Source organism: Solilutibacter silvestris (assembly GCF_002895945.1).
Classification (GTDB): domain Bacteria; phylum Pseudomonadota; class Gammaproteobacteria; order Xanthomonadales; family Xanthomonadaceae; genus Solilutibacter; species Solilutibacter silvestris.
In genome coordinates, this window is sequence record NZ_NPZB01000001.1 from 342608 (window position 1) to 363873 (window position 21266).

The 21266-nt window shown below is 65.2% G+C and carries 19 protein-coding genes; 7 read left to right on the plus strand and 12 right to left on the minus strand.

Annotated elements, in window-relative coordinates:
• Positions 1-5 precede the first annotated feature (5 nt).
• The 3 genes from Lysil_RS01600 to glnA are packed head-to-tail and all read right to left on the minus strand — an operon-like array spanning position 6 to position 3168.
• A complete protein-coding gene (locus Lysil_RS01600) occupies positions 6-524 on the minus strand; it encodes an arsinothricin resistance N-acetyltransferase ArsN1 family B (protein WP_103073830.1) in 519 nt (172 codons plus the stop codon).
• Complete coding sequence (locus Lysil_RS01605) at positions 524-1783, minus strand: ammonium transporter (RefSeq protein WP_425477142.1); 1260 nt, start codon at positions 1781-1783, stop codon at positions 524-526. Before Lysil_RS01605 ends, Lysil_RS01600 begins: the two co-directional genes overlap by 1 nt.
• Complete coding sequence (gene glnA / locus Lysil_RS01610) at positions 1759-3168, minus strand: type I glutamate--ammonia ligase (protein WP_103073832.1); 1410 nt, start codon at positions 3166-3168, stop codon at positions 1759-1761. The genes Lysil_RS01605 and glnA overlap by 25 nt, the downstream gene beginning before the upstream one ends.
• Positions 3169-3447: 279 nt before the next feature.
• On the opposite strand from glnA, the gene Lysil_RS01615 reads away from it, so the two are divergent.
• Together Lysil_RS01615 and Lysil_RS01620 are read left to right on the plus strand one after the other, a co-directional pair.
• On the plus strand, positions 3448-4299 hold the full coding sequence (locus tag Lysil_RS01615; protein WP_103074919.1) for an undecaprenyl-diphosphate phosphatase: 852 nt from the start codon (positions 3448-3450) through the stop codon (positions 4297-4299).
• 21 nt (positions 4300-4320) lie between these two features.
• Positions 4321-5160: an META and DUF4377 domain-containing protein gene (locus Lysil_RS01620; RefSeq protein ID WP_103073833.1), complete on the plus strand. Its 840-nt coding sequence runs from the start codon at positions 4321-4323 to the stop codon at positions 5158-5160.
• A gap of 203 nt (positions 5161-5363) precedes the next feature.
• On the opposite strand, the gene Lysil_RS01625 is transcribed toward Lysil_RS01620, so the two are convergent.
• From Lysil_RS01625 to Lysil_RS01635, 3 genes are read right to left on the minus strand one after another with little or no spacing between them, the layout of a single operon-like run.
• Positions 5364-5966: a YbhB/YbcL family Raf kinase inhibitor-like protein gene (locus Lysil_RS01625; protein ID WP_103073834.1), complete on the minus strand. Its 603-nt coding sequence runs from the start codon at positions 5964-5966 to the stop codon at positions 5364-5366.
• On the minus strand, positions 5963-6964 hold the full coding sequence (locus Lysil_RS01630) for a YheT family hydrolase (RefSeq protein WP_425477106.1): 1002 nt from the start codon (positions 6962-6964) through the stop codon (positions 5963-5965). The genes Lysil_RS01625 and Lysil_RS01630 overlap by 4 nt, the downstream gene beginning before the upstream one ends.
• A complete protein-coding gene (locus Lysil_RS01635; protein WP_103073835.1) occupies positions 6961-7731 on the minus strand; it encodes a lysophospholipid acyltransferase family protein in 771 nt (256 codons plus the stop codon). The genes Lysil_RS01630 and Lysil_RS01635 overlap by 4 nt, the downstream gene beginning before the upstream one ends.
• Positions 7732-8023: 292 nt before the next feature.
• Between Lysil_RS01635 and Lysil_RS01640 the strand changes: the two genes are divergently transcribed.
• The 3 genes from Lysil_RS01640 (at position 8024) to Lysil_RS01650 (ending at position 12447) form a co-directional block, all read left to right on the plus strand.
• On the plus strand, positions 8024-8575 hold the full coding sequence (locus Lysil_RS01640) for an ECF-type sigma factor (protein ID WP_165782338.1): 552 nt from the start codon (positions 8024-8026) through the stop codon (positions 8573-8575).
• Between the two features lie 10 nt (positions 8576-8585).
• Positions 8586-11372: a serine/threonine-protein kinase gene (locus Lysil_RS01645; protein WP_103073837.1), complete on the plus strand. Its 2787-nt coding sequence runs from the start codon at positions 8586-8588 to the stop codon at positions 11370-11372.
• A 67-nt stretch (positions 11373-11439) separates the two neighbouring features.
• Complete coding sequence (locus Lysil_RS01650; protein ID WP_103073838.1) at positions 11440-12447, plus strand: patatin-like phospholipase family protein; 1008 nt, start codon at positions 11440-11442, stop codon at positions 12445-12447.
• Positions 12448-12458: 11 nt separating this feature from the next.
• On the opposite strand, the gene mnmG is transcribed toward Lysil_RS01650, so the two are convergent.
• From mnmG to Lysil_RS01660, 3 genes are all read right to left on the minus strand, one after another.
• Positions 12459-14348, minus strand: a complete 1890-nt coding sequence (gene mnmG / locus Lysil_RS01655) for a tRNA uridine-5-carboxymethylaminomethyl(34) synthesis enzyme MnmG (protein WP_103073839.1) — start codon at positions 14346-14348, stop codon at positions 12459-12461.
• A 64-nt stretch (positions 14349-14412) separates the two neighbouring features.
• Positions 14413-14589: a hypothetical protein gene (locus Lysil_RS13330; RefSeq protein ID WP_165782340.1), complete on the minus strand. Its 177-nt coding sequence runs from the start codon at positions 14587-14589 to the stop codon at positions 14413-14415.
• 370 nt (positions 14590-14959) lie between these two features.
• On the minus strand, positions 14960-15355 hold the full coding sequence (locus tag Lysil_RS01660) for a hypothetical protein (RefSeq protein ID WP_129588330.1): 396 nt from the start codon (positions 15353-15355) through the stop codon (positions 14960-14962).
• Positions 15356-15497: 142 nt separating this feature from the next.
• Here Lysil_RS01660 and Lysil_RS01665 point away from each other — a divergent pair, with 142 nt between their 5' ends.
• A complete protein-coding gene (locus Lysil_RS01665) occupies positions 15498-16493 on the plus strand; it encodes a pyridoxal-phosphate dependent enzyme (RefSeq protein ID WP_103073841.1) in 996 nt (331 codons plus the stop codon).
• Positions 16490-18028 carry a glycosyltransferase family 39 protein gene (locus Lysil_RS01670; RefSeq protein WP_165782341.1) on the plus strand — a complete coding sequence of 513 codons (1539 nt, stop codon included), beginning with the start codon at positions 16490-16492 and terminating at the stop codon, positions 18026-18028. Before Lysil_RS01665 ends, Lysil_RS01670 begins: the two co-directional genes overlap by 4 nt.
• 401 nt (positions 18029-18429) lie before the next feature.
• Here Lysil_RS01670 and bioC read toward each other — a convergent pair whose 3' ends face one another.
• Genes bioC through bioF form a run of 3 tightly spaced genes read right to left on the minus strand, consistent with a single transcriptional unit; the run spans position 18430 to position 21265 of the window.
• On the minus strand, positions 18430-19326 hold the full coding sequence (gene bioC / locus Lysil_RS01675; RefSeq protein WP_103073843.1) for a malonyl-ACP O-methyltransferase BioC: 897 nt from the start codon (positions 19324-19326) through the stop codon (positions 18430-18432).
• Positions 19323-20078 carry a pimeloyl-ACP methyl ester esterase BioH gene (bioH, locus tag Lysil_RS01680; protein WP_103074921.1) on the minus strand — a complete coding sequence of 252 codons (756 nt, stop codon included), beginning with the start codon at positions 20076-20078 and terminating at the stop codon, positions 19323-19325. Before bioH ends, bioC begins: the two co-directional genes overlap by 4 nt.
• A gap of 2 nt (positions 20079-20080) precedes the next feature.
• Positions 20081-21265 (minus strand): 8-amino-7-oxononanoate synthase, encoded by a 1185-nt coding sequence (bioF, locus tag Lysil_RS01685; RefSeq protein WP_103073844.1) that lies wholly within the window; start codon positions 21263-21265, stop codon positions 20081-20083.
• Position 21266 lies beyond the last annotated feature (1 nt).

The following is a 21266-nucleotide window of genomic DNA, read 5'->3' on the forward strand; positions in this document are numbered from 1 at the left end:
CCGAATCATGCCACGGCCGCGTCGTCCAGTCGCAACTGCCAGTAGCCGACATCGATCCAGCGCCCGAATTTCCAGCCGACTTCGCGGAACGCGCCCACTGGCGTGAAGCCGAGCCCTTCGTGCAACGCGACGCTCACCGCGTTCGGCAACGACACGCCACCGATCACCGCGTGGATGCCGAGTGCGCGCAGGCGCTCGATCAACACCGCATACAAGCGCTTGCCCAATCCGCGACCACAGGCGGCATCGGCAAGATAGATTGAACTCTCGACCGTGCGTGCGTAGGCCGCGCGCGCCTTCCACCGGCCGGCGTAGGCATAGCCGATGACGACACCATCCTCTTGCGCCACCAGCCACGGCAGGCCGAGCGACTGGACCTGTGCGATGCGTCGCGCCATCTCCTCCGCCGCGACGTCTTCCAGCTCGAAGGTGACGATGGTGTCGCGCACGTGCGCGTTGTAGATCGCAGCGATGATCGTCGCATCGCCATCGACCGCGTCGCGGATGGCTGCTTCCGCGCCCATCACAGTTCGTATGCGGATTCGCCGTGGCTGCTGATGTCGAGTCCTTCGCGCTCGTGGTCGTGCGCCACGCGCAGGCCGGAGAGCTTCTTGATCGCCACCAGCAACAACAACGACACCCCGCCCGACCACGCGATGGTGATCACCACGCCCAGCGTCTGCACGCCCATTTGATGCGGCATCGAATACGTCGCCGCGCCAGTGCCGCCCAACCACGGCGCGGTGAACACGCCGGTCAGCAACGCGCCGACGATGCCGCAGACGCCGTGGATGCCGAACACGTCGAGCGAGTCGTCCGCACGCAGATGGCGCTTCAATGCATTCACACCCCAGAACCCGGCCACGCCACTGGCGGCGCCGATCAGCAAGGCGCCACCGATGCCGACGGTGCCGCATGCCGGCGTGATGCCGACCAGGCCTGACACTGCACCCGAAACCGCACCGAGCATCGAAGGCCGCCCGCGCAGCACTGCTTCGACCACGCTCCACGCCAACACTGCTGCAGCCGGCGCGATCATGGTGTTGATGAAGGCGAGCGCCGCGACGCCGTTGGCTTCCAGCGCCGAACCGGCATTGAAGCCGTACCAGCCGACCCACGCCAGCGCAGCGCCGGCATAGGTGAAGGGAAGATTGTGTGGAGACAGGCGTTCGCGTCCCAGTCCGATACGCGGGCCGGTCAGCCACGCCGCCACCAACCCGGCGACACCGGCGTTGATGTGCACCACCGTGCCACCGGCGAAGTCGAGCGCGCCCTTGCCGAGCAGATAACCGTTCGACGCCCACACCATGTGCGCGATCGGCAGATAGGCCAGGGTGAACCACAACGCGGTGAACACCAGCATCGCGCCGAAGCGCATGCGTTCGGCGACCGCGCCAACGACCAGCGCACAGCTGATCGCGGCGAACGCACCCTGGAACGCCACGAAGGTGAGTTCCGGAATCTGCACGCCCTTGGTGAAGGTGTCAGCGCCGGTATCGACGCCGATTCCGGCAAGCATGAGTTTGCCGAACCCGCCAATCACCGCATCGCCGCCGGCGAACGCCAGCGAGTAGCCGTAGATCACCCACAACACCAATGCGACGCAGGCCACCACCAGCACCTGCGTCAACACCGACAACACGTTCTTCGATCGCACCAGGCCGCCATAGAACAGCGCCAATCCCGGCGCGATCATCAGCATCACCAGCAACGTGCACAGCATCATCCACGCGCTGTCGGCCTTGGCGATCATCGGCGTCAGATCGTGTAGTACATCTGGTATTCGAGCGGATGCGTCGCCGCGCGGAAGCTGGTGACTTCCTTCATCTTCAACGCGATGTAGGCGTCGATGAAGTCATCCGTGAAGACGCCACCGGCCTTGAGGAACTCGCGATCGGTGTCGAGCGCTTCCAGTGCCTGATCGAGCGAATGGCAGACGGTCGGGATGTTCTTCTCTTCTTCCGGCGGCAGGTCGTAGAGATCCTTGTCGCTGGGCGAGCCCGGATCGATCTTGTTCTTGATGCCGTCGAGGCCGGCCATCATCAGCGCGGCGAAGGTCAGGTAGCCGGTGTTCATCGGATCGGGGAAGCGGATCTCGATGCGACGCGCCTTCGGATTCGCCACATACGGAATGCGGCACGAAGCCGAACGGTTCGACGCCGAATACGCCAGCATCACCGGCGCTTCGAAGCCCGGCACCAGGCGCTTGTACGAGTTGGTGGTCGAGTTGGCGAACGCATTGATCGCACGCGCGTGCTTGAAGATGCCGCCGATGTACCACAGCGCCATCTGCGACAGGCCGCCGTAACCGTCACCAGTGAACAGGTTCTGACCGCCCTTGGCCAGCGACTGATGCACGTGCATGCCGCTGCCGTTGTCGCCGACGATCGGCTTGGGCATGAAGGTCACGGTCTTGCCGTAACGATGCGCGACGTTCTTGAGGATGTACTTCATCGTCAACAGGTCGTCCGCTTTCTTGGTCAGCGTGTCGAAACGCGTACCGATTTCGCACTGGCCGGCGTTGGCGACTTCGTGGTGATGCACTTCCACTTCGATGCCGGCCTGCTGCAACGTCTTGCACATTTCGGCGCGGATGTCGTGCAACGAATCCAGCGGAGCCACCGGGAAGTAACCGCCCTTCACCATCGGGCGATAGCCGCTGTTGCCGCCTTCATAGGCGCGGCCGGAATTCCAGTGCGCTTCTTCCGAATCGACTTCGTAGAAGACGTGGCCCATGTCGTTGGCGAAACGCACCGAATCGAAGATGAAGAATTCCGGCTCGGGACCGAAGAACGCGGTATCGGCAATCCCGCTGGCCTTGAGATAGGCCTCGGCGCGCTTGGCGACGCCACGCGGATCGCGGCCATAGGCCTGCATGGTGGTGGGATCGAGGATGTCGCAGGTCAGGATCAGCGTCGGATCGGCGGTGAACGGATCGATCAGCGCGGTCGACGGATCGGGCAGCAACACCATGTCGGAGTTCTGGATGCCGCGCCAGCCGCTGATCGAGCTGCCGTCGAACATCTTGCCGTCTTCGAACAGCGTCGCATCGACCACGCTGGCCGGGAAGGTGACGTGGTGCTGCACGCCGCGCATGTCGGCGAAGCGCAGGTCGACCCACTCGACCTTGTGATCCTTGATGAGTTTTTCGACGTGTTCGAGCGACATGGCAGCTTCCGATGAAAGGATGGATAACCGATCTATCGCAAGTCGCGTGCCAACCCGAATTTGGTACCAACCGTTTGATTTTATTGGTGTCGGCCCGGGAAACCTGCTTAATTTGCACCAATTCAGATATTTAAATTCACCGTATTGGTGCAGTAAAGTAGTCATGTCGAGCAGTCGCATGTGCAACTGGCAAGTGCTGATCGCATCCCCCTTCCCGAGCTATCCTCCGCCATCCCCCAAAGTAATGAGTGCCTGCCGATGCTTGCAACGCTGTCTGCCATGCCCGATTCACTGCAGGCGATCCTGCTCGGCATCATCGAAGGCATCACCGAATTCCTGCCGGTCTCCAGTACCGGGCACCTGCTGATCGCCGAACACTGGCTGGGCGCGCGCAGCGAACTGTTCAATATCGCGATCCAGGCCGGCGCGATCCTCGCGGTGGTCTTCATCTATTGGCGCAAGCTGTGGGCACTGGCGCTGGCCTTCGTTGGCCGCCGCGACATGATCGATCCCGATACCGGCGCGCTCCTTCTGGTCGGTGATGCCCGCGCCTATGTCATGAAACTGCTCGGCGCGTTCGCGGTGACCGCGGTCGGCGGCCTGCTGGTGAAGAAGTTCGGTTGGGAATTGCCCAAGGAAACCCACCCGATCGCTTGGGCCTTCATCATCGGCGCGGTGTGGATGGTCGCGGCGGAATGGTTGTCGGCGAAACAGGCGCAGCGGATCGGCCAACGCACGCAGGTCTCCTGGTTGACTGCGATCCTGGTGGGCGTGGCGCAACTTGTCGCCGGCGTGTTCCCGGGCACTTCACGCTCAGCCGCAACGATTTTCATCGCGCTGATCACCGGTACCACCTCGCGCGTGGCGGCGACCGAATTCGCGTTCCTGGCCGGCATCCCGACCATGTTCGCGGCGACCGCCTATGACCTGCTGAAAGTGTTCAAGAGTGGCGAGGCCGTGCACGAGAATTGGTCGGCGCTGGGTATCGCCTTCGTGGTGTCGATGATCACCGCCTTCATCGCAGTGAAATGGCTGCTGCGCTATATCCAGAGCCATCGCTTCACGGCGTTCGCGATCTATCGCGTGGTATTGGGCGTGGCACTGTTGCTGTTGTTGCCTGCCACTGCCTGACCGCACGCAAGGAGACATGCCATGGGACTGTCCCGCATCGCACCTTCCCTGCTGGCATGCGTCTTGGTTGCTTGCGCCGGCACCGGGTCGTCCGACAAGTCGCAATCAACAATCGCGCCGGGCGCATCATCGCAAACCAGCACAGGCGCGCAAACCGGTGCTGCCATGCAATTGCCGCGTTATCACTGGAAACTGCAGGATGCGCGCGCAAGCAGTGGCGGACGCATCGATGCGTTGTTCGCGCGCGTCGACAAGCCGGTGACGCTGGATTTCCATGATGGGCAGGTCAACGTGCGCAATGCCTGCAACGGCATCGGCGGCAGTTACACGGTGGACGGCGGCGCGATCACGTTCGGTCCGATGATGGGGACGATGATGGCCTGCGCCGATTCCAAGCTGACGGTGCTGGACGGCGCCATCACCACGCGCTTCAGCGGCAAGGCAGCGTTCGTGCTCGGCACCGGTGATGCGCCCTCGCTCAAGCTCACGCTGGCGAACGGCGATGTGCTGACATTGGTCGGCGAGGAAACCGCAGAGACGAAATATGGCGGCCCCGGCAAACAGGTGTTCCTCGAAATCGCGCCGCAACGTGTCGCCTGCAATCATCCGTTGATCCCGAACCACCAGTGCCTCAACGTGCGCGAGCTCGTTTACGGCACCAATGGGGTGAAGTCATCGCGTGGGCAGTGGCATCCGCTGTACGAGGGCATCGAGGGTTACGATTTCCAGGCCGGAACGCGCAATGTGTTGCGCCTGAAGGAATTCCAGCGCAAGAACGTGCCGGCCGATGCTTCGTCGACGGTGTATGTGCTGGATATGGTGGTGGAGTCGGAAGTGGCGGCGAGCGGGAAGAAAGACTGATTCAGCGTGTCATGCCGTCATCCCGAGCGCAGTGAGGGATCGGCTTTCTCGCGCCCGGCGTGCGCCCGCTTGGGTGTCCCTATTGCCGCGGCCGTGAATACGTCCATGTAGGCTCAGCCGCCGCATCCATGCGGCGGAATGGTCGGCCATAGGGACACACCGCGCAGGGGTCTGCTGCCCACGCCAGCCAGCGCGTGCGAGCTTTACGCGTGCAGCCGATACGTCCCGTAAATCGCCGCTTCGTCCAGCACATGGCCGTGCATCGCGCGAAACACGTCCGCTGCAGTGAACTTCGCAGGAACATCCAGCTTCGCCACATCGAGCGCGAACAGCCGGAAGAAATAACGATGCATGCGCAGATCGTTCGGTGGCGGATACGGGCCGTCGTAGCCGTGATATTCGCCGCGCATGCCATTGGTGTCGCCCGCGAACCAGCCGGTGTAATCGTTCAGGCCATCGCGCGCGCCTGCGACTTCACGCGATCGCTTGCCACCCTTCGTCACGCCATCACTGACACTGCCGGCCGCGATGTCGCGCGTGCTGGCGGGAATGTCCACCTCGACCCAGTGGACGAAATCGCCACGCGGATGATCGACCGGGATTTCCACGCCCTCCTTGCCCGCCAGTGAGGCATCGGTCGGCGCGTCGACATCGATGTACAGCAACGCGAACGACTTCGTGCCTTCCGGTGCGTCGCTCCACGCCAGGTGCGGATTGCGGTTGCCGCCGAATCCCCTCGGCGCGCCCAGTGCGAATTCCGCGGGAATGGCACGGCGATGTTCGAAACTGCTGCTGCCGAGTTTCATCTTGCATCTCCTTCAGGGGTGGTGATGCGCTGGACGACCCAGCGTTCGGCATAGCCATGCATGGCCCAGTCCTCGATGAAGCCGCAATGGCCACCCGCCGCCGCCAATTCCAGCCGCACGTTTGGCTGTTGCGCGAGCATATCGAATCCGGCCCACGACACCACCGGATCGTCTTCCGCCATCAACACGTCCACGCGCACGCCGCAGTCGGCGAGCGCCGCGACGTCGACACGGTAGGCCTCGAAATAGGCGTCGATCGAACCGTAGCCGGTGTGCTGTTCCACCATCCATGCCGTCAGCGCGCGCAACGGCAGGCGCAGGATGGCGTCGGCGAAGCCGTGGCGCTGGGGGAACAGCTCGCGCTTGCGCCGCAGCGAATGACGCCATTCGCGTTCGAAGTGACGAATGTACGGCCACCATCCCGCCTCCATCGCGTCCATGGTGCGCGCGGGGTCGAGCGGTGGACACACCGCGAGCACCTGCGTGATCGGCAACCCGGCAGCGCGCGCATGCAGCGCGGTGCGCAACGCGAAATTTCCGCCAAGTGAGAAGCCCGCCACTACCAACTGCGGTGGCGACCAGCGCGCGACGGCATCAGTCGCGGCGTTCAACACATCCTCGATGCGCCCGGAATGGAACATCTCTTCGTTGAGGTGGTAGGTGTCGCCATGGTCGCGGAAATTCAGCCGCAGCACCGGCCAGCCGGCGTCGAGCAGGGCCGCCGCGCTCAGGCGCATGTAGTTGGATTCGGCGCTGCCTTCCCAGCCGTGCAACAGCAGCACCAGCGCATCGGATCGCGGCACCCGTGGACGACTGAGGACACCGTGCAGGCGCGCACCGCCACCGGCATCCAGCAGTACGCCCTGGTGGACGGCATCGCGACGCGCGAGTTCGCGACGGGCGAGACGGCCGCGTCGAATCCCGGTGCCAAGCACGCTCTGGAGATGGCGATTGCGCAGTCCAAACGCCGGCCGGAAGGGACTGGCGATCCGGCTCACGTTCCGTGCAGCGCGGCGGCGATGCGTTCGCGCGCGAGTTCGGCGATGCGACGACGACCTTCGGCTTCACCGGGCAGGATCGGCGCCAGATACACCACGTCGACGACACGCGCCGGCTCCCCCAGCAAACGCCAGAAGTTCTGCGCGAAATTCTCGCGCTTGCGGAAGGCGACGATGGTTTGCGCCTCCCCGCCATGGCCGTAGCGCAATGCCACCGGCTGCACCGCCACATTCGCCTCCACCGAGGCATAGAACAGGCGTGCGTGGAACGGTCCGAGTTCGCGACCGTCGCGGGTGCCGCCTTCCGGGAAGGCGCCGACGGAATGGCCTTCGCGCAGGCGTTCCACCATCTGCTGCAGCACGTCGCCCAGCGATTCCTGGCTGCCGCGCTGGTGGAAGATGGTCTGGCCGCGCTTCGCCATCCAGCCGACCAGCGGCCAACCGGCGATTTCGCGCTTGGCGACGAAGCCCATCATCCGCGTGCTGTGCAACACCACGATGTCGGTCCAGCCGACGTGGTTGGCGACGAACAGCACCGGATCCGGCAATTGGGTGCCACTGGCGCGCACGTCCAACCCGTAGATGCGCATCAGCCAGCGCGACCACCAGCGCACGACGCGATGGTCGATGCGGCGGCCGGCGATCTCCCATTCGCCCCACGGCGACACCATCAGCAGCATGGTGACCGGAAGATCGACCAATGCATGCCAGAGCAGCAGGGGGATGCGCCAGCTGTAACGCAGCGCGCGGCGGAACGGTGAATTCATTCGTACAAGATTAACGACCATGCCCGCCGTGTGCGAGGGCGCCTCCTCCAATCTTCATGATCCTGTACGAAAAAGCGGGCGCGATTGCTCGCGCCCGCCCGCTTCCCGACATTCCCTGTCGTGTCGCTCCCTCAGCGGAGCTTCGGCCGGACAAAGTCGCATCCTGCGACCCCTCCCGAGTCCGGCCGTCGCCCTCATGGACAACTCCCCGCTCTCTTCCAATAACGGATTCCGATGGCAAAACCCGACACCGGGCTTGCCGGCGCCCGTGCCGGGACGCAGAATCGAGGGCATGACGCAGTCCGAACCCCCAGCTGGCTTCCGGGAAGGGCTGCTCGCGGGGGGAGGCTCGGGATGGCCGGAGGTATACGCGGCAGCCTATGAGGATCTGAAGCGGGCGGCCCACCTGCAACTGCGCCGGTCTGCCCGCGCCTTCGACACCACCGCACTGGTCAACGAGACCTTCCTGAAGCTGTCCAGCTCCGGCTCGCTCAAGCCCGAGGACCGCCGCCAACTGCTGGCACTGTCGGCACGGGCAATGCGCAATGTCCTGGTGGACGAGGTTCGCCGCCTCCACGCCGGCAAACGCGATGGTGGCGAGCAGATCACCCTGGTCACGCAAATGGGCGGACCGGATCCGGCGTTCGACGTGCTGGAAGTCGACGAGCTGCTCGGCACCCTGGCCGATGCCGATCCGCGTGCCGCCGCCGTGGTCGAACTGCGCTGCTTCGGTGGTTACAACGAGGACGAGATCGCCGATTTGCTGGAAGTCACCAGCCGCACCGTGCAGCGTGACTGGCGCAAGGCCCGCGCGTTCCTGGTCGCGCAACTCGGACAGGGATGAGTCGCGCCGAATGAAGCAGGACGCGACCCGGCTGCAACGCGCCCTCACCTTGTTCGAAGCGGTGGTCGATCTGCCGGCCGGCGAACGCCTGCGCCAGCTCGATGACGCCTGCACCAACGATCCCGAACTGCGCACGGCGGTGGAATCGCTGCTGATCGCCGATCGCACCGCCGACAGCCTGCCCACCGAACCGGCGGCTTGGCTGGAAGAGGCGCGGTCATTGCCGGCGGACGCCAACGAAGACATCTCGGGATTGCGCTTCGGGCCGTGGCAGGCGACTGGCGTGCTCGGGCGCGGTGGCATGGGCGCGGTGTATCGCGTCGAACGTGCCGACGGCGCCTACCAGCAATCGGCGGCACTCAAGCGCATCCGCATGGGTCTGGATTCAAGCGAGGCGCAACTGCGTTTCCTGCGCGAACGCCAGATCCTGGCGACGCTGCGCCATCCCAACATCGCGCGCCTGATCGATGGCGGCGTGGCCGGCGAAACGCCGTACTTCGCTATGGAACTGGTGGAGGGCGAACGCATCGATCATTGGTGCGATGAACGTGCACTGTCGTTGCGCGAACGCGTGCGCCTGTTCCTGCAAGTGCTGGACGCGGTAAGCGAAGCGCATCGCAACCTGGTGGTGCATCGCGACCTCAAGCCGTCCAACGTGCTGGTCGATGCCGGCGGCCAGGCGCATCTGCTCGACTTCGGCATCGCGCAACTGCTGGAGGAGGATGCCGAAGCGACACAGACGCACCATCGTGCGTTCACGCCCGACTTCGCATCGCCGGAACAATTGCGCGGCGAGCCGGTGACGACGGCATCGGACATCTACCAGCTCGGGGTGATGCTGTACCAGCTGGCCTGCGGGCGCCATCCGTTCGGCATCGAGCCCGGCACGCCCTGGCATCGCAAATTGGCGATGCTGGAAAAATCGCCGATGCTGCCGTCGCGGGCAGTGGATGGAGACGGCGCGAACCAACGCGGGACGACGTCGAGCGTCTTGTCGCGGCAGATCCACGGTGATCTCGACGCCGTTCTGCTGCACGCCATCGCGCGGTCACCCACCGCGCGCTATCCCACCGTCGATGCCTTCCGCAACGATTTGAACGCCTGGCTGGATGGTCGCAGCGTGCAGGCGCGTCGCCCGAGTCGCCGCGAATGGATCTGGCGCATGATCCGTCGCAATCGCATCGCCTTCGCCGCCGCTGCCGCGGTCATCGCCGCGCTGGTGCTTGGCCTCGGCGTGGCACTGTGGGAAGCGCGCCAGGCGCACCTCAGCGAAGCCGTCGCCGTGCAACAACGCGCCTTGGCCGAACGCAACTCGCGTGAATCCGCCGCCATCCAGGAAACCTTCGAACGCATGCTGATGCACGCGATGGCGGTGGACGGCGGCCGCAAGACCAGCGTGCGCGAAATGACCGACGGCGCCATCCGCAGCATCGACACCAAATCGGGGCGCGGTGATGCCGCGCGCATTTCGTTGCTGCTCGACCTCATCCATATCTACATCGTGGCGGATCAGAAAGACGGTGCCCGCGAGATGCTGGACAAGGTGCGACCGCAGGCACTGGAGGCAGCGAAGAAGCAGCCGGTGTTCGCCTTCCGCGTCAAGGCGCTGGAAGCTGGCCTGCTAGACGACAGCGCCGCAGACAAGGTGCCGACCTATCGCGAAGCGTTTCGCATCGCCAGGCCCCTGATCGCCACAGCCGACGAATCCGAGTTCGAGAACGTCCGCAACGAGAGCGTCAATTACCTGCGCGCACTGGAAGCACAGGGGCAGTCCGCGGATCAATTCCAGCTGGCACGCGAGTACTACGACCTTACCCGCGAGCGCTACGGGACCGATAGCCCGCGTACATTGCAGATGGCGATTGCCTATGGGCGCACACTCGTCTCCAGCGGCAATCATCGTGACGCCGATCGCCTGCTGCAGGACCAGTTGAAACTGGCATCGAACCACTACGGTGCCGATGGCCAACTCGCCACCAGCATCCAGTCGATCATCGCCGCCAACGATACGTCCGTCGACGGACATTGGCCGCGGGCGGAAGCAGCGGAAAAGCAACTGCTGGACAAGTATCGCAACCCGCGCATCGATGTACTTGGCGAGCGCAAAGTCATCGCGCGGCTCTCTGTGGTGCGCCTGTTGCTGAAGCAGCGCCGCGACGACGAAGCGCGCGCCGAGCTGGCTCGCGTCGACGACGATCTCCCGCATGTTTACGGCGACGATCGCGTTCTCCTGTCGGGCAATACCTTGGTGCTCCAAGCGGAACAGGCGTGGAACGAGGGGAAGATCGCCGAATCGCAGGCGAAGGCCGATGCCGCGTTGGCGATCGCCTGGCCGCCGCTGTCGTACGACCTCGCGTCATCGCACGCCGATGCCTTGTTGCTGTCGGCGCGCGCCCGCGCCACGGGTCACCAGTGCGTGCCGGCGCTCACGCAAACCGTCGACGCGTTGAAGATCTACAACACGTTCCCGCAGCGACTGGACGACGGCATGCACTGGGCACGCGCTGCCGACATCGAGCGGATGTGCGGACAACCGGCTGCGGCCTTGACGCTGGCACGGCATGCCCACGACGACGTCAAGCGTCTGCCGGAACCCGACAGCTGGCGCACCGGCGTTGTCGAGCTCGCGCTGGCCCGGGCACTGGTGGCCGCAGGCCAGCCCGGCGGCGCACAGGCCTACCAGCGTGCGGAATCGGCCTTCGCCCGCATCGTTCCCGCCAACCACCCCAATCGCGTCGCGATCGCAAAGGAAAACAAGAGGGATGATGCCGCGTTCACCGGCGAGGCGCCGTGGTGACTGCGTTCTGATCACCAGCGACAATTCAGAACCGCCGCATTAAGCTGCGCATTCCTTTCGCTATCCGATGCCGATGCGCGCCCCTTTCGCAACCGCCCTGTTCGCCACCTTGCTGGCTGCCTGCGCCAGCACGCCCACCGATGTCGCGCCGCGCGCGGCAGTCGTCACGGTGGCGCCCGTGAAAGTAGGCATCGCGCTGGGCGGCGGGGCGGCCAAGGGCTTTGCCCACATCGGCGTGATCAAGATGCTGGAAGCCAACGGCATCATCCCGGTGGTGGTCGCCGGCACCAGCGCCGGCAGCGTGGTCGGCGCGCTGTACGCCAGCGGCATGGATGCATATGCGATGCAGGAAAAAGCCTTCGCACTCGACGAATCGCGCATCCGTGATGTCAGCCTTTTTTCCGGCGGCGTGGTGAAAGGCCAGAAATTGCAGGACTACGTGAACGATCTGGTGGGCGGACGCAGCATCGAAAAGTTGCGCAAGCCATTCGCCGCCGTGGCAACCAATCTTGCCAACGGCGAACGTACCGTGTTCGTGCGTGGCAATACCGGCCAGGCGGTGCGCGCGTCCAGTTCGATTCCGGGCGTGTTCGAGCCCGCCACCATCGGCAAGGCGCATTACGTCGATGGCGGCGTGGTCAGCCCGGTGCCGGTGGACGCGGCGCGCGAACTCGGTGCGGACTTCGTGATCGCGGTCGATATCAGCAGCAAGGCCGATGGCATCGCGTCATCCACCAGCATGCTCGGCAACGTCAACCAGAGCATCAAGATCATGGGCCAGAAACTCGGTGCGCAGGAACTCGCGCGTGCCGACATCGTGATCCGCCCCAAAGTGAACGATATCGGCGCGGCCGATTTCGAACAGAAGAACCGCGCCATCCTCGAAGGCGAGCGCGCCGCACAATCTGCGCTGCCGCAAATCAGGGCAAAGCTGGCCGCGTTGCAAAACGCGCGGCAGGCGAAGGCGCAACAAGCCGTCGATGCGCAACGCGAGGCTGAACGCAAAGTGCGTTGCGCGCAGCAGAAGGGCTGGATGGACAAGCTGCGGCGCGATCCGGATTGCCGCACGGATTGACGCCTTGCTTGTTACGCCGCCTTTACCCGTTTCGCCCGGGCCAGATGTACCAGCAACAATGAAATCGCCGCCGGGGTGACCCCGGGAATGCGCTGCGCTTGGCCGATGCTTTGCGGCTGCACGCGCTGGAGCTTTTGCAGCACTTCCGCCGACAGCCCGCGCACGGCGTCGTAATCGAATCCCTCGGGGATCGTCGCGTCCTCGTTGCGGCGCGCGCGCGCGATTTCCTCGCGCTGGCGATCGAGGTAGCCGGAATACTTGGCCTCGATCTCCACCTGTTCCGCGACTTTCGCATCGATGACGGCAGGCCCGAGTTCCGGTACCTGCATCAACTTGGCGTAATCGAGTTCAGGGCGACGCAACAGGTCGATGGCGCTGGTCTCGCGTGAGACTTCGACGCCGATATGGCGTGCGATCGCATCGCCCAGTGCATTGTTCGGTGCGGCCCAGATCGATTTCAGGCGTGCGCTTTCGCGATCGACCGCTTCGCGCTTGATGTTGAACGCAGCCCAGCGCGCGTCGTCGACCAATCCGAGTTCGCGACCGGCCGGCGTCAGTCGCGCATCGGCATTGTCCTCGCGCAATTGCAGGCGGTATTCCGCGCGCGAGGTGAACATGCGGTACGGCTCGCTGGTGCCTTGCGTGATCAGGTCATCGACCAGCACGCCGATGTAGGCTTCGTCGCGACGCGGTGACCACGCCTCCTGTTGCTGCACGAAGCGCGCCGCATTGACGCCGGCCAGCAAGCCTTGCGCCGCAGCTTCCTCGTATCCGGTGGTGCCGTTGATCTGTCCGGCGAAGAACAGCCCCGACACCGCTTTCGTTTCCAGCGACGACTTCAATCCGCGCGGATCGAAGAAATCGTATTCGATGGCGTAACCGGGCCGGGTGATGTGCGCACGTTCGAAGCCGGTGATGCTGCGCACGAGATCGAGCTGGACGTCGAACGGCAGCGAGGTGCTGATGCCGTTGGGATAGATCTCGGCGACGCCAAGGCCTTCCGGCTCGACGAAGATCTGGTGCGATGTCTTCTCGGCGAAGCGCACCACCTTGTCCTCGATCGATGGGCAGTAGCGCGGGCCGATGCCTTCGATCTGGCCGGAATACAACGGCGAGCGGTGCAACGCATCGCGGATGAGTTGGTGTGTGCGTTCGGTGGTGTGGGTGATCCAGCAACTCACCTGCACCGGATGATCGGCGGCACTGCCCATGAAGGAGAACACCGGGCGCGGATCGTCCCCGGGCTGCGCTTCCATCACCGAATAATCCAGCGTGCGGCCATCGATGCGCGGCGGCGTGCCGGTCTTCAGGCGATCGACCACGAACGCGCCTTCGCGCAACTTGTGCGCCAGCGCGGTGGCCGGCGGGTCGCCCATGCGGCCAGCGGCGTATTGCGTTTCACCGATGTGGATCTTGCCGGCGAGGAAGGTGCCGGCGGTCAGCACTACCGCGGGCGCGTCGAAACGGATACCGGTGTTGGTGATGGCACCGCGCACTGTCGCGTTCTCGATAACGAGATCGTCGACCGCGGCTTGGAACACGGTGAGGTTCGGCTGCGTCTCCACCGCATGGCGGATGAATTGGCGATACAGCGCGCGATCGGCCTGGCAACGCGTTGCGCGCACCGCCGGGCCCTTCGATGCATTGAGCGTGCGCCACTGGATGCCGGCAGCATCGGCGGCACGCGCCATCACGCCACCGAGTGCATCGATTTCCTTGACCAGATGGCCCTTGCCGATTCCGCCGATCGCGGGGTTGCAGCTCATCGCGCCGACGGTTTCGATGTTGTGGGTGAGCAGCAGCGTGCGTGCGCCGACGCGCGCCGACGCGAGCGCGGCTTCGGTGCCGGAATGTCCGCCGCCGATCACGATCACGTCGAAGTTGTGGAAGTCGCTGTTCATTTGTTTCAATCAAACGTTTCGTGTTTCAAGCGAATTGTGCGCCGATTGGCAAAACATCGCAGCTTCATCTCACGCCGCATGACCAATGCTGCCGGATGATGTTGCGCATCCGACGCAGCGTGTCACTTCCATTTCGTTGTTCATCCACGTCGCTGCGAACCGTGAACCAGGTGTCGTCATGGCGTGAAGGCACCTGCATCACATCTTTCACGCCTGCATCGGCAAATTTGAACACGATCACGAAGCGCTCACTGCGAATCGTGCAAAAACTTGAACCAGCCCGCAAAACCACAGTTCGACAATCACGCCTGCCGGCGGCTGGCATGTCGCCTGCTATGACTGTCTTTGCACCCGGGTCGGCAACGTGCGGAGCGCGGATCGGATTGGAACAGGGCCGATCGGTACGACCGGGGAAGCAAGAGGGGCTGGATGTCGGGGGACATCCAGCCCCTCACCTTTTCCGCATTGCGAATGAAGGTGCCGGCACCCGACCGAACCCGGAACAGGGGGGATCCGGAGCGGTTTGGCCGAATGCCGGCATAGCTGATAATCAGGGATGGCGCGGAGAGATTGCATCGAAGCCCCCGGCAGCGCAAGCCCCATCCGCGCGGTCAGTGTTTCGCTCCGGGGAACAGGTCGCGGAAGTTGCGCGGCGGGTTGTTGGGCCGCGGTTGCGTAGTCCCGGAGGCCGGGGGACGCGGGTGGTGGCGCGGCGGCACGATCACCGGGCCGGGCATTCCGTAGCCATACCAAGGCCCGCCGTAGCCGCGGCCGTAATACGGGCCGGGGTAACCATAGCCGTAGGCGCCATAACCATAAGGCCCCCACGGGCTGCCGTACGGAATCACGATCACCTGCCCCGAATACGATTCGGCTTCGGCGTCGCGGATGCGCGCATCGGGGTCATAGCTGCCGCCGGGTTGCAGGCTGGTGCGCGGCTGCTCGACCACGCAGCCGGCCAATGCCAGCATGGCGAGCGAACAGGCAGCGAGAGTGGAAGTTTTCATCGAATGTCCCCTGTCTTGCAGACCTGCAGGATGCGCGCCACGGCCTGACTGCACCATGGATGAGACGCCTGCCGATGGCGAAGATTCAGCTTGCCGGCCACGACGACGTGCAGCCCGCGCGATCAGGCTTTAGGCTGGCGCGATGCCCGATCCGTCCCTCCGTCTTCCCGCCATCGCCGACGTCCGCCACGCTGCCGCACGCATCGCCGGCCATGCCCATGTCACCCCGGTGCTGCGTTCCGCCACGCTCGACGCCCTCGCCGGCTGCGAACTGCTGTTCAAGTGCGAGAACCTGCAGCGCGCGGGCGCGTTCAAATTCCGCGGCGCCTGCAACGCGGTGTTTGCCCTGGAGGATGACGCCGCACGCGCCGGCGTGGTCACGCAGAGTTCCGGCAACCACGGCGCGGCGATCGCGTTGGCCTGCAAATTGCGCCGCATCCCGGCAACGGTGGTGGTGCCCGAAGGCGCACCGCAGGCCAAGCTTGATGCGATCGTCGCCTATGGCGCGCGACTGGTGCGCTGCGCCCCCGGCATGGCCGCGCGCGATGCCGCGGTGGCCGAAGTGCTGGCGCGCGACGGCGGCACGCTGATTCATCCGTTCGACAACGCCGAGGTGATCGCCGGACAGGGCACGGCAGCGCTCGAACTGTTCGGCCATGCCGGCACGCTCGACGTGCTGATGACGCCGGTCGGCGGTGGCGGCCTGCTGTCGGGATCGGCGCTGGTGGCGCGCGCGCAGGCGCAGCGCGTCGAGGTGCTGGGCGCGGAACCGCAAGGTGCGCGCGATGCCCACGACGCGCTGGAGATCGGCCATCCGATCACCGACCGCAACGCCGAGACCGTGTGCGATGGCTTGCGTGGCCATCTCGCGCAACGCACCTACGACATCCTCAAGCGCGACGTCGACGGCATCCTGCTCGCCGACGACGACGCCGTGCTGGCGGCGATGCGGCTGGTGTGGACGCGGATGAAACTGCTGGTCGAGCCATCGTCGGCGGTGCCGCTGGCCTGCGTGCTGGCGAATCCCGCGCGCTTCCGCAGGCGTCGCGTCGGTATCATCCTCAGCGGTGGCAATGTCGATCCGGCGATGGCCGGCCAATGGTTCTCCTCCCCCGATTCCGGCAATTCCCGCCCATGAGTTCGATCCCCCGCAAATTCCACTGGCGCGCATGGCACGTCCTGCTCGCGGCATCGCTGCTGGCGTTGCTGTTCCTCGGCATGCGCGGACTGTGGGATCCCGACGAGGGCCGCTACACCAATGTCGCGCTGACCATGCTCGACAGCGGCAACTGGCTGATCCCGCAACGCACCGACGGCATCGGCCACTGGACCAAGCCGCCACTCGTCTACTGGGCGATCGCGACCAGTATCGCCACCTTCGGCGCCAACACCTGGGCGGCGCGCCTGCCTTCGGCACTGGCCTATCTGTTGTGCGTGTGGCTGGTGCGACAGATTTCGGCGCGCCTGATCCCCGATCGCCGCAACGAAACGGCGCTGCTGTTCGCGACGATGTTCATGGCCGCCGGCGCATCGCAACTCATCACCACCGACTTCCTGCTCGCCGCCTGCGAAACACTGGCGGTGTGCGGTTTCGTGTGCGCGCGCTTCGGCGATCCCGCCACGTGGCAACGACGCGGATGGTGGCTGGCGATGTGGCTGGGTTTCGGCCTCGCGTTTCTCACCAAGGGTCCACCGGGATTGTTGCCGGCGCTGGCGCTGATCGCGTTCGCGTTGTGGGTACGCGAACCGGGACGCCCGCGCGACATTCCGGTACAGGTCGTCGGCGTGTTGCTGTTCGCCGTGGTGGCATTGCCGTGGTATCTGGTGGTGACGCAACGCACGCCGGGCTTGCTGCACTACTTCACCGGCAGCGAGGTGGTGGATCGCGTCGCCAGCGACGTGCACCGCCGCAATGGCGAGTGGTACGGCTGGTTGCTGGTGTACGGCCCAACGCTGTTGATCGGCGCGCTGCCGTGGACGTGGTATGTCCTGCGCTGGTTTGGATCGTTGCCGGCGTCGTTCAGGCGTTGGTGGCGCAATGCGGCAATCCGTCGCGCCGAAGCCGGCGATGTGCTGGTCGCGCTGTGGATCCTGTTGCCGCTGCTGGTGTTCTGCCTGTCACGCTCGCGCTTGCCGCTGTATGTGTTGCCGCTGTTCCCGGCGCTGGCGATCGCGGCGATGCGCATGCGTCGTGGCCCTGCACTGCCGAACTGGTGGTGGATGGTGGCGCTGGTGATCGCGATGAAGGTCGGCTCGCTGTTGATCCCGGCGACGCTCGACGTCCGCACGTTCGTCGGCGAGATCCACAAGCGCGCGGGCGACGCTCCGGTGAAGCGCGTGGTGTTCATCGACGATACCCAGCGCTATGCCTTGCATCTGTATCTGGGGCTGCCGGCGCGCATCGAGCGCGTCAGCATGGATGCCCCGCCGCAGGCGCGCTTCAATCCCGATTTCGATCGCACGGCCGCCGAGGAACTCGCTCGTTTCCGCGGCGATCCCGGCGTGTTGTGGGTGACGAAGCTGCGTCACTGGCCGCAGGTGCAGCAGTGGATGACGGATCACGGCGCGCACGCGATCCAGCTGGGCGATGCGTTCGCGGAATATCCGCAGGATATTGGCAAGGACGGCACGCCGAAGCCGGATGATGCACGGGTGATGTTTCGGGTTGAGTGAGCAGAAGCATCGCACGCGCTGGCTGGCGTGGGTGGCCCACCCAATGCGCGGGACGCCGTGAATCCGTCCATGGAGGCTCGACTCGGCATCCATGCCTCGTAATGCCCGCGCATTGGGCAGACCGCCCACTTGCCGCGCGCGTGTTGTGACTTCATCGCAGCGACGAAATGCTCCCCGCCCGGCAGCGCCTGCGCGGTGGGTCCCTATGGCCGACCATTCCGCGCCATGGATGGCGCGGCTGAGCCTACATGGACGTACTTGCGGCGTGTCGGCAATAGGGACACCCAAGCGGGTGCACGCCGGGCGCGAGAAAGCTGATCCCTCTCTATGTTCGGGATGACGATGGCAGCCAGCGCGTGCCTCGAACGCTGCAGGCGCCAAGCCGGGCGCGTGCGAGAGTCTCAACGCCGCCGAATCGGGATGCGGCTGAGTGGCACCGACGCCAGTTCCCCACCGGCATCGCGAATCGGCGTGCCCGGCTCTGGCCCCCACGCCTGCGCATAGACCGCCTCCCACGTCAGCGGAAAACGGCCTTCGCCATCTCGCGGGTATGCAGCATCGGCAGCAGCGAAACGCGCACGGCCGCTGAGACTGTGGCGCCGCGCGTGCAACGCATTGGTCGCGCCCATCGCCTTGAGCCCGCGCAACACACTGGTGAAATCCGGCAGCGTTTCCACCAGCAAATCGCGATCGAGCACCGGCTCGCGGAATCCCGCGGCGACCAGCGCATCGCCGAACCCGGCGATATCGATGAAAGGACTGACGTGCGGCACTTCGTCGGCCTGTTCGAACGCCGTGCGCAATTCGTACAACGTGTCCGGGCCGAACGTCGCGCACAACAGCAGCCCGCCCGGCTTCAGCACGCGGCGGAATCCAGCGAAGGCAGCCGGCAGATCATCGATCCACTGCAGCGCGAGATTGCAGAACAGCACATCGATGCTGGCATCGGCGAGCGGCAGCGCGCGCAGATCGGCGCAGACGCGATCGACCGGCTTGCGACGCAGCCACTGGCCACGCGTGTTGGGTAGCGCGGCCTGCAACATCGGCAACGCGGCATCGATGGCGATCACGCGCGCGTCGGGTATCTGCTTGCGGAACCACGCCGCCGCATGCGCCGGACCGCAACCGAGATCGACGATGACCTGCGGCTTGGCATCGCCATGACGGAGCGCGTAATGATCGAACGATTCCAGCAATCGCGATTCGATTTCACGCTGCAAGGCCGAAGCCTCTTCATATCCCTGCGCTGCACGCCCGAAAGCGTGGCGCACCTGGCGCGCGTCGAACAGATCGTTCACTGCGGCAATCGCCCAAGCGCTGCCGCGACCGCATCGGCGTGGGTGAGGAAGGGCGCGTGGCCGGCGTGATCCACCACGTCGATGCTGGCGTTCGGGGTGAGTTCGACCGACGCCTGCATCGCACGCGGATCAACCAGGCGATCGCGTCGCCCGCCGATCCACAAACTCGGCATCATCAGCGCCGGCAAGCCCGGCCGCAGATCACTGGTCTCCAGCAATTCCAGCCCATCCGCCAATACCGACGTCGCCGGCTCGCCGCGCGCGAACAGTTCATCGCGCAAATGACGCAGCTCTTCCTTGGCGTGTTCGGAACCGAAGGCTTCCAGCGCGAGGAAACGATCGAGCGTGCCGCGCCAATCGTTGCGCAATCCTTCGGCGAAATCGCGGAAGATCTCCGGCGACATGCCCCAGCGCCAGTCGTCCTTGCGCACGAAGCACGGCGTCGCGCACAACATCACCAGCGCGCGCACCGGAATTGCGTGTTGCGCGGCATGCAACGCGATCAAGCCGCCCAGCGACCAGCCGCACCACGTGGCGTCGACGGGCACCTGTTCGGCAATCGCCGCGGCGCACGTTTCGAGTCGCAACGGCACTTCGCTGTCGCGCGAGCCGCCATGCCCCGGCAGATCGACGACATGCAGGGTGTAATGATCACGCAGGCGCTCCACCAGCGGTGCGAACACGCCGCCGTGCATCGCCCAGCCGTGCAACAGCACCAGATCGGGGCCATGCCCGATGCGATCGATGAACAGGCTCATCGCACCGATACGCGCTCGCGCACACGCACCAGCGCCTTCACCAAGGCATCGACATCGTCCGCCGTGTGCAGCGCCGACAGCGTGACGCGCAGGCGCGAACCGTTGTCGGGCACCGTCGGCGGCCGGATCGCCGTCACCCAGAATCCTTCTTCTTCCAGCGCCGCCGACATCGCCAGCGCCGTGCGTTCGTCGCCACAAGGGACTGGCTGGATCGGTGTCGTGCTTTCCGGCAACTCGAAATCGAATTGCTGCATGCGTTCGCGGATTTGCGCGATCAGCGCGCGCAATTTCTCGCGGCGCCATTCATCGCGACGTGCCAGCTTCACCGCTTCCAGCGATGCCATCGCCAACGCCGGTGGCGGCGCAGTGGAATAGATGAATCCGCGCGCGCTTTGCACGAGGTGTTCGATCATGTCCGCTTCACCCACCACCACGGCGCCATGCCCGCCCAGCGCCTTGCCGAGCGTGACCAGTTGCAGCGGCACTTCGCCGGTGCCGAGCCTGGCCGCGGCGACGCAGCCACGTCCTTCTTCGCCGACCACGCCGACACCGTGGGCATCATCGACATACAAGGTCGCGTGCTGCACGCGTGCGATCAACGCCAGTTGCTTCAGCGGCGCGATATCGCCATCCATGCTGAAGACGCCATCGGTGGCGACCATCGCCGCACCATCGGCATTCGATCGCAACTGCCGCAACGCACCTTCGGGATCGCCATGCGGATAACGCCGCAGCATCGCGCCCGACAAGCGCGCGCCATCGATCAGGCTGGCATGGTCGAGGCGATCCTGCACCACGATGTCGCCTTCACCGAGGAAGGCTTGCAGTACCGCGAGGTTCGCCACGTAGCCGCTGTCGAACAGCAATGCGCGCGGATAGCCCAGCCACTCGGCGACCGCATGTTCCAGTGCCTCGTGGGCGGCATGGCGACCGCAGACCAGCGCCGAGCCGGTGCTGCCGAAGCCATGCCGGGCGGCGCCATCCTGCAACGCCGAACCCACCGAAAACTGCTGCGACAGGCCGAGATAATCGTTGCCGCAGAAATTGAGCAACCAGCGACCATCGACTTCGCTGCGTGCGCCATCGCGGCGGGTGACGGTGCGCAGCATGCGGACGCGATGTTGCGTCTCGCGCTGCGCGCGCTCGTCGGCGACGCGCTGCCGGAACGATGGCCGTGCCATG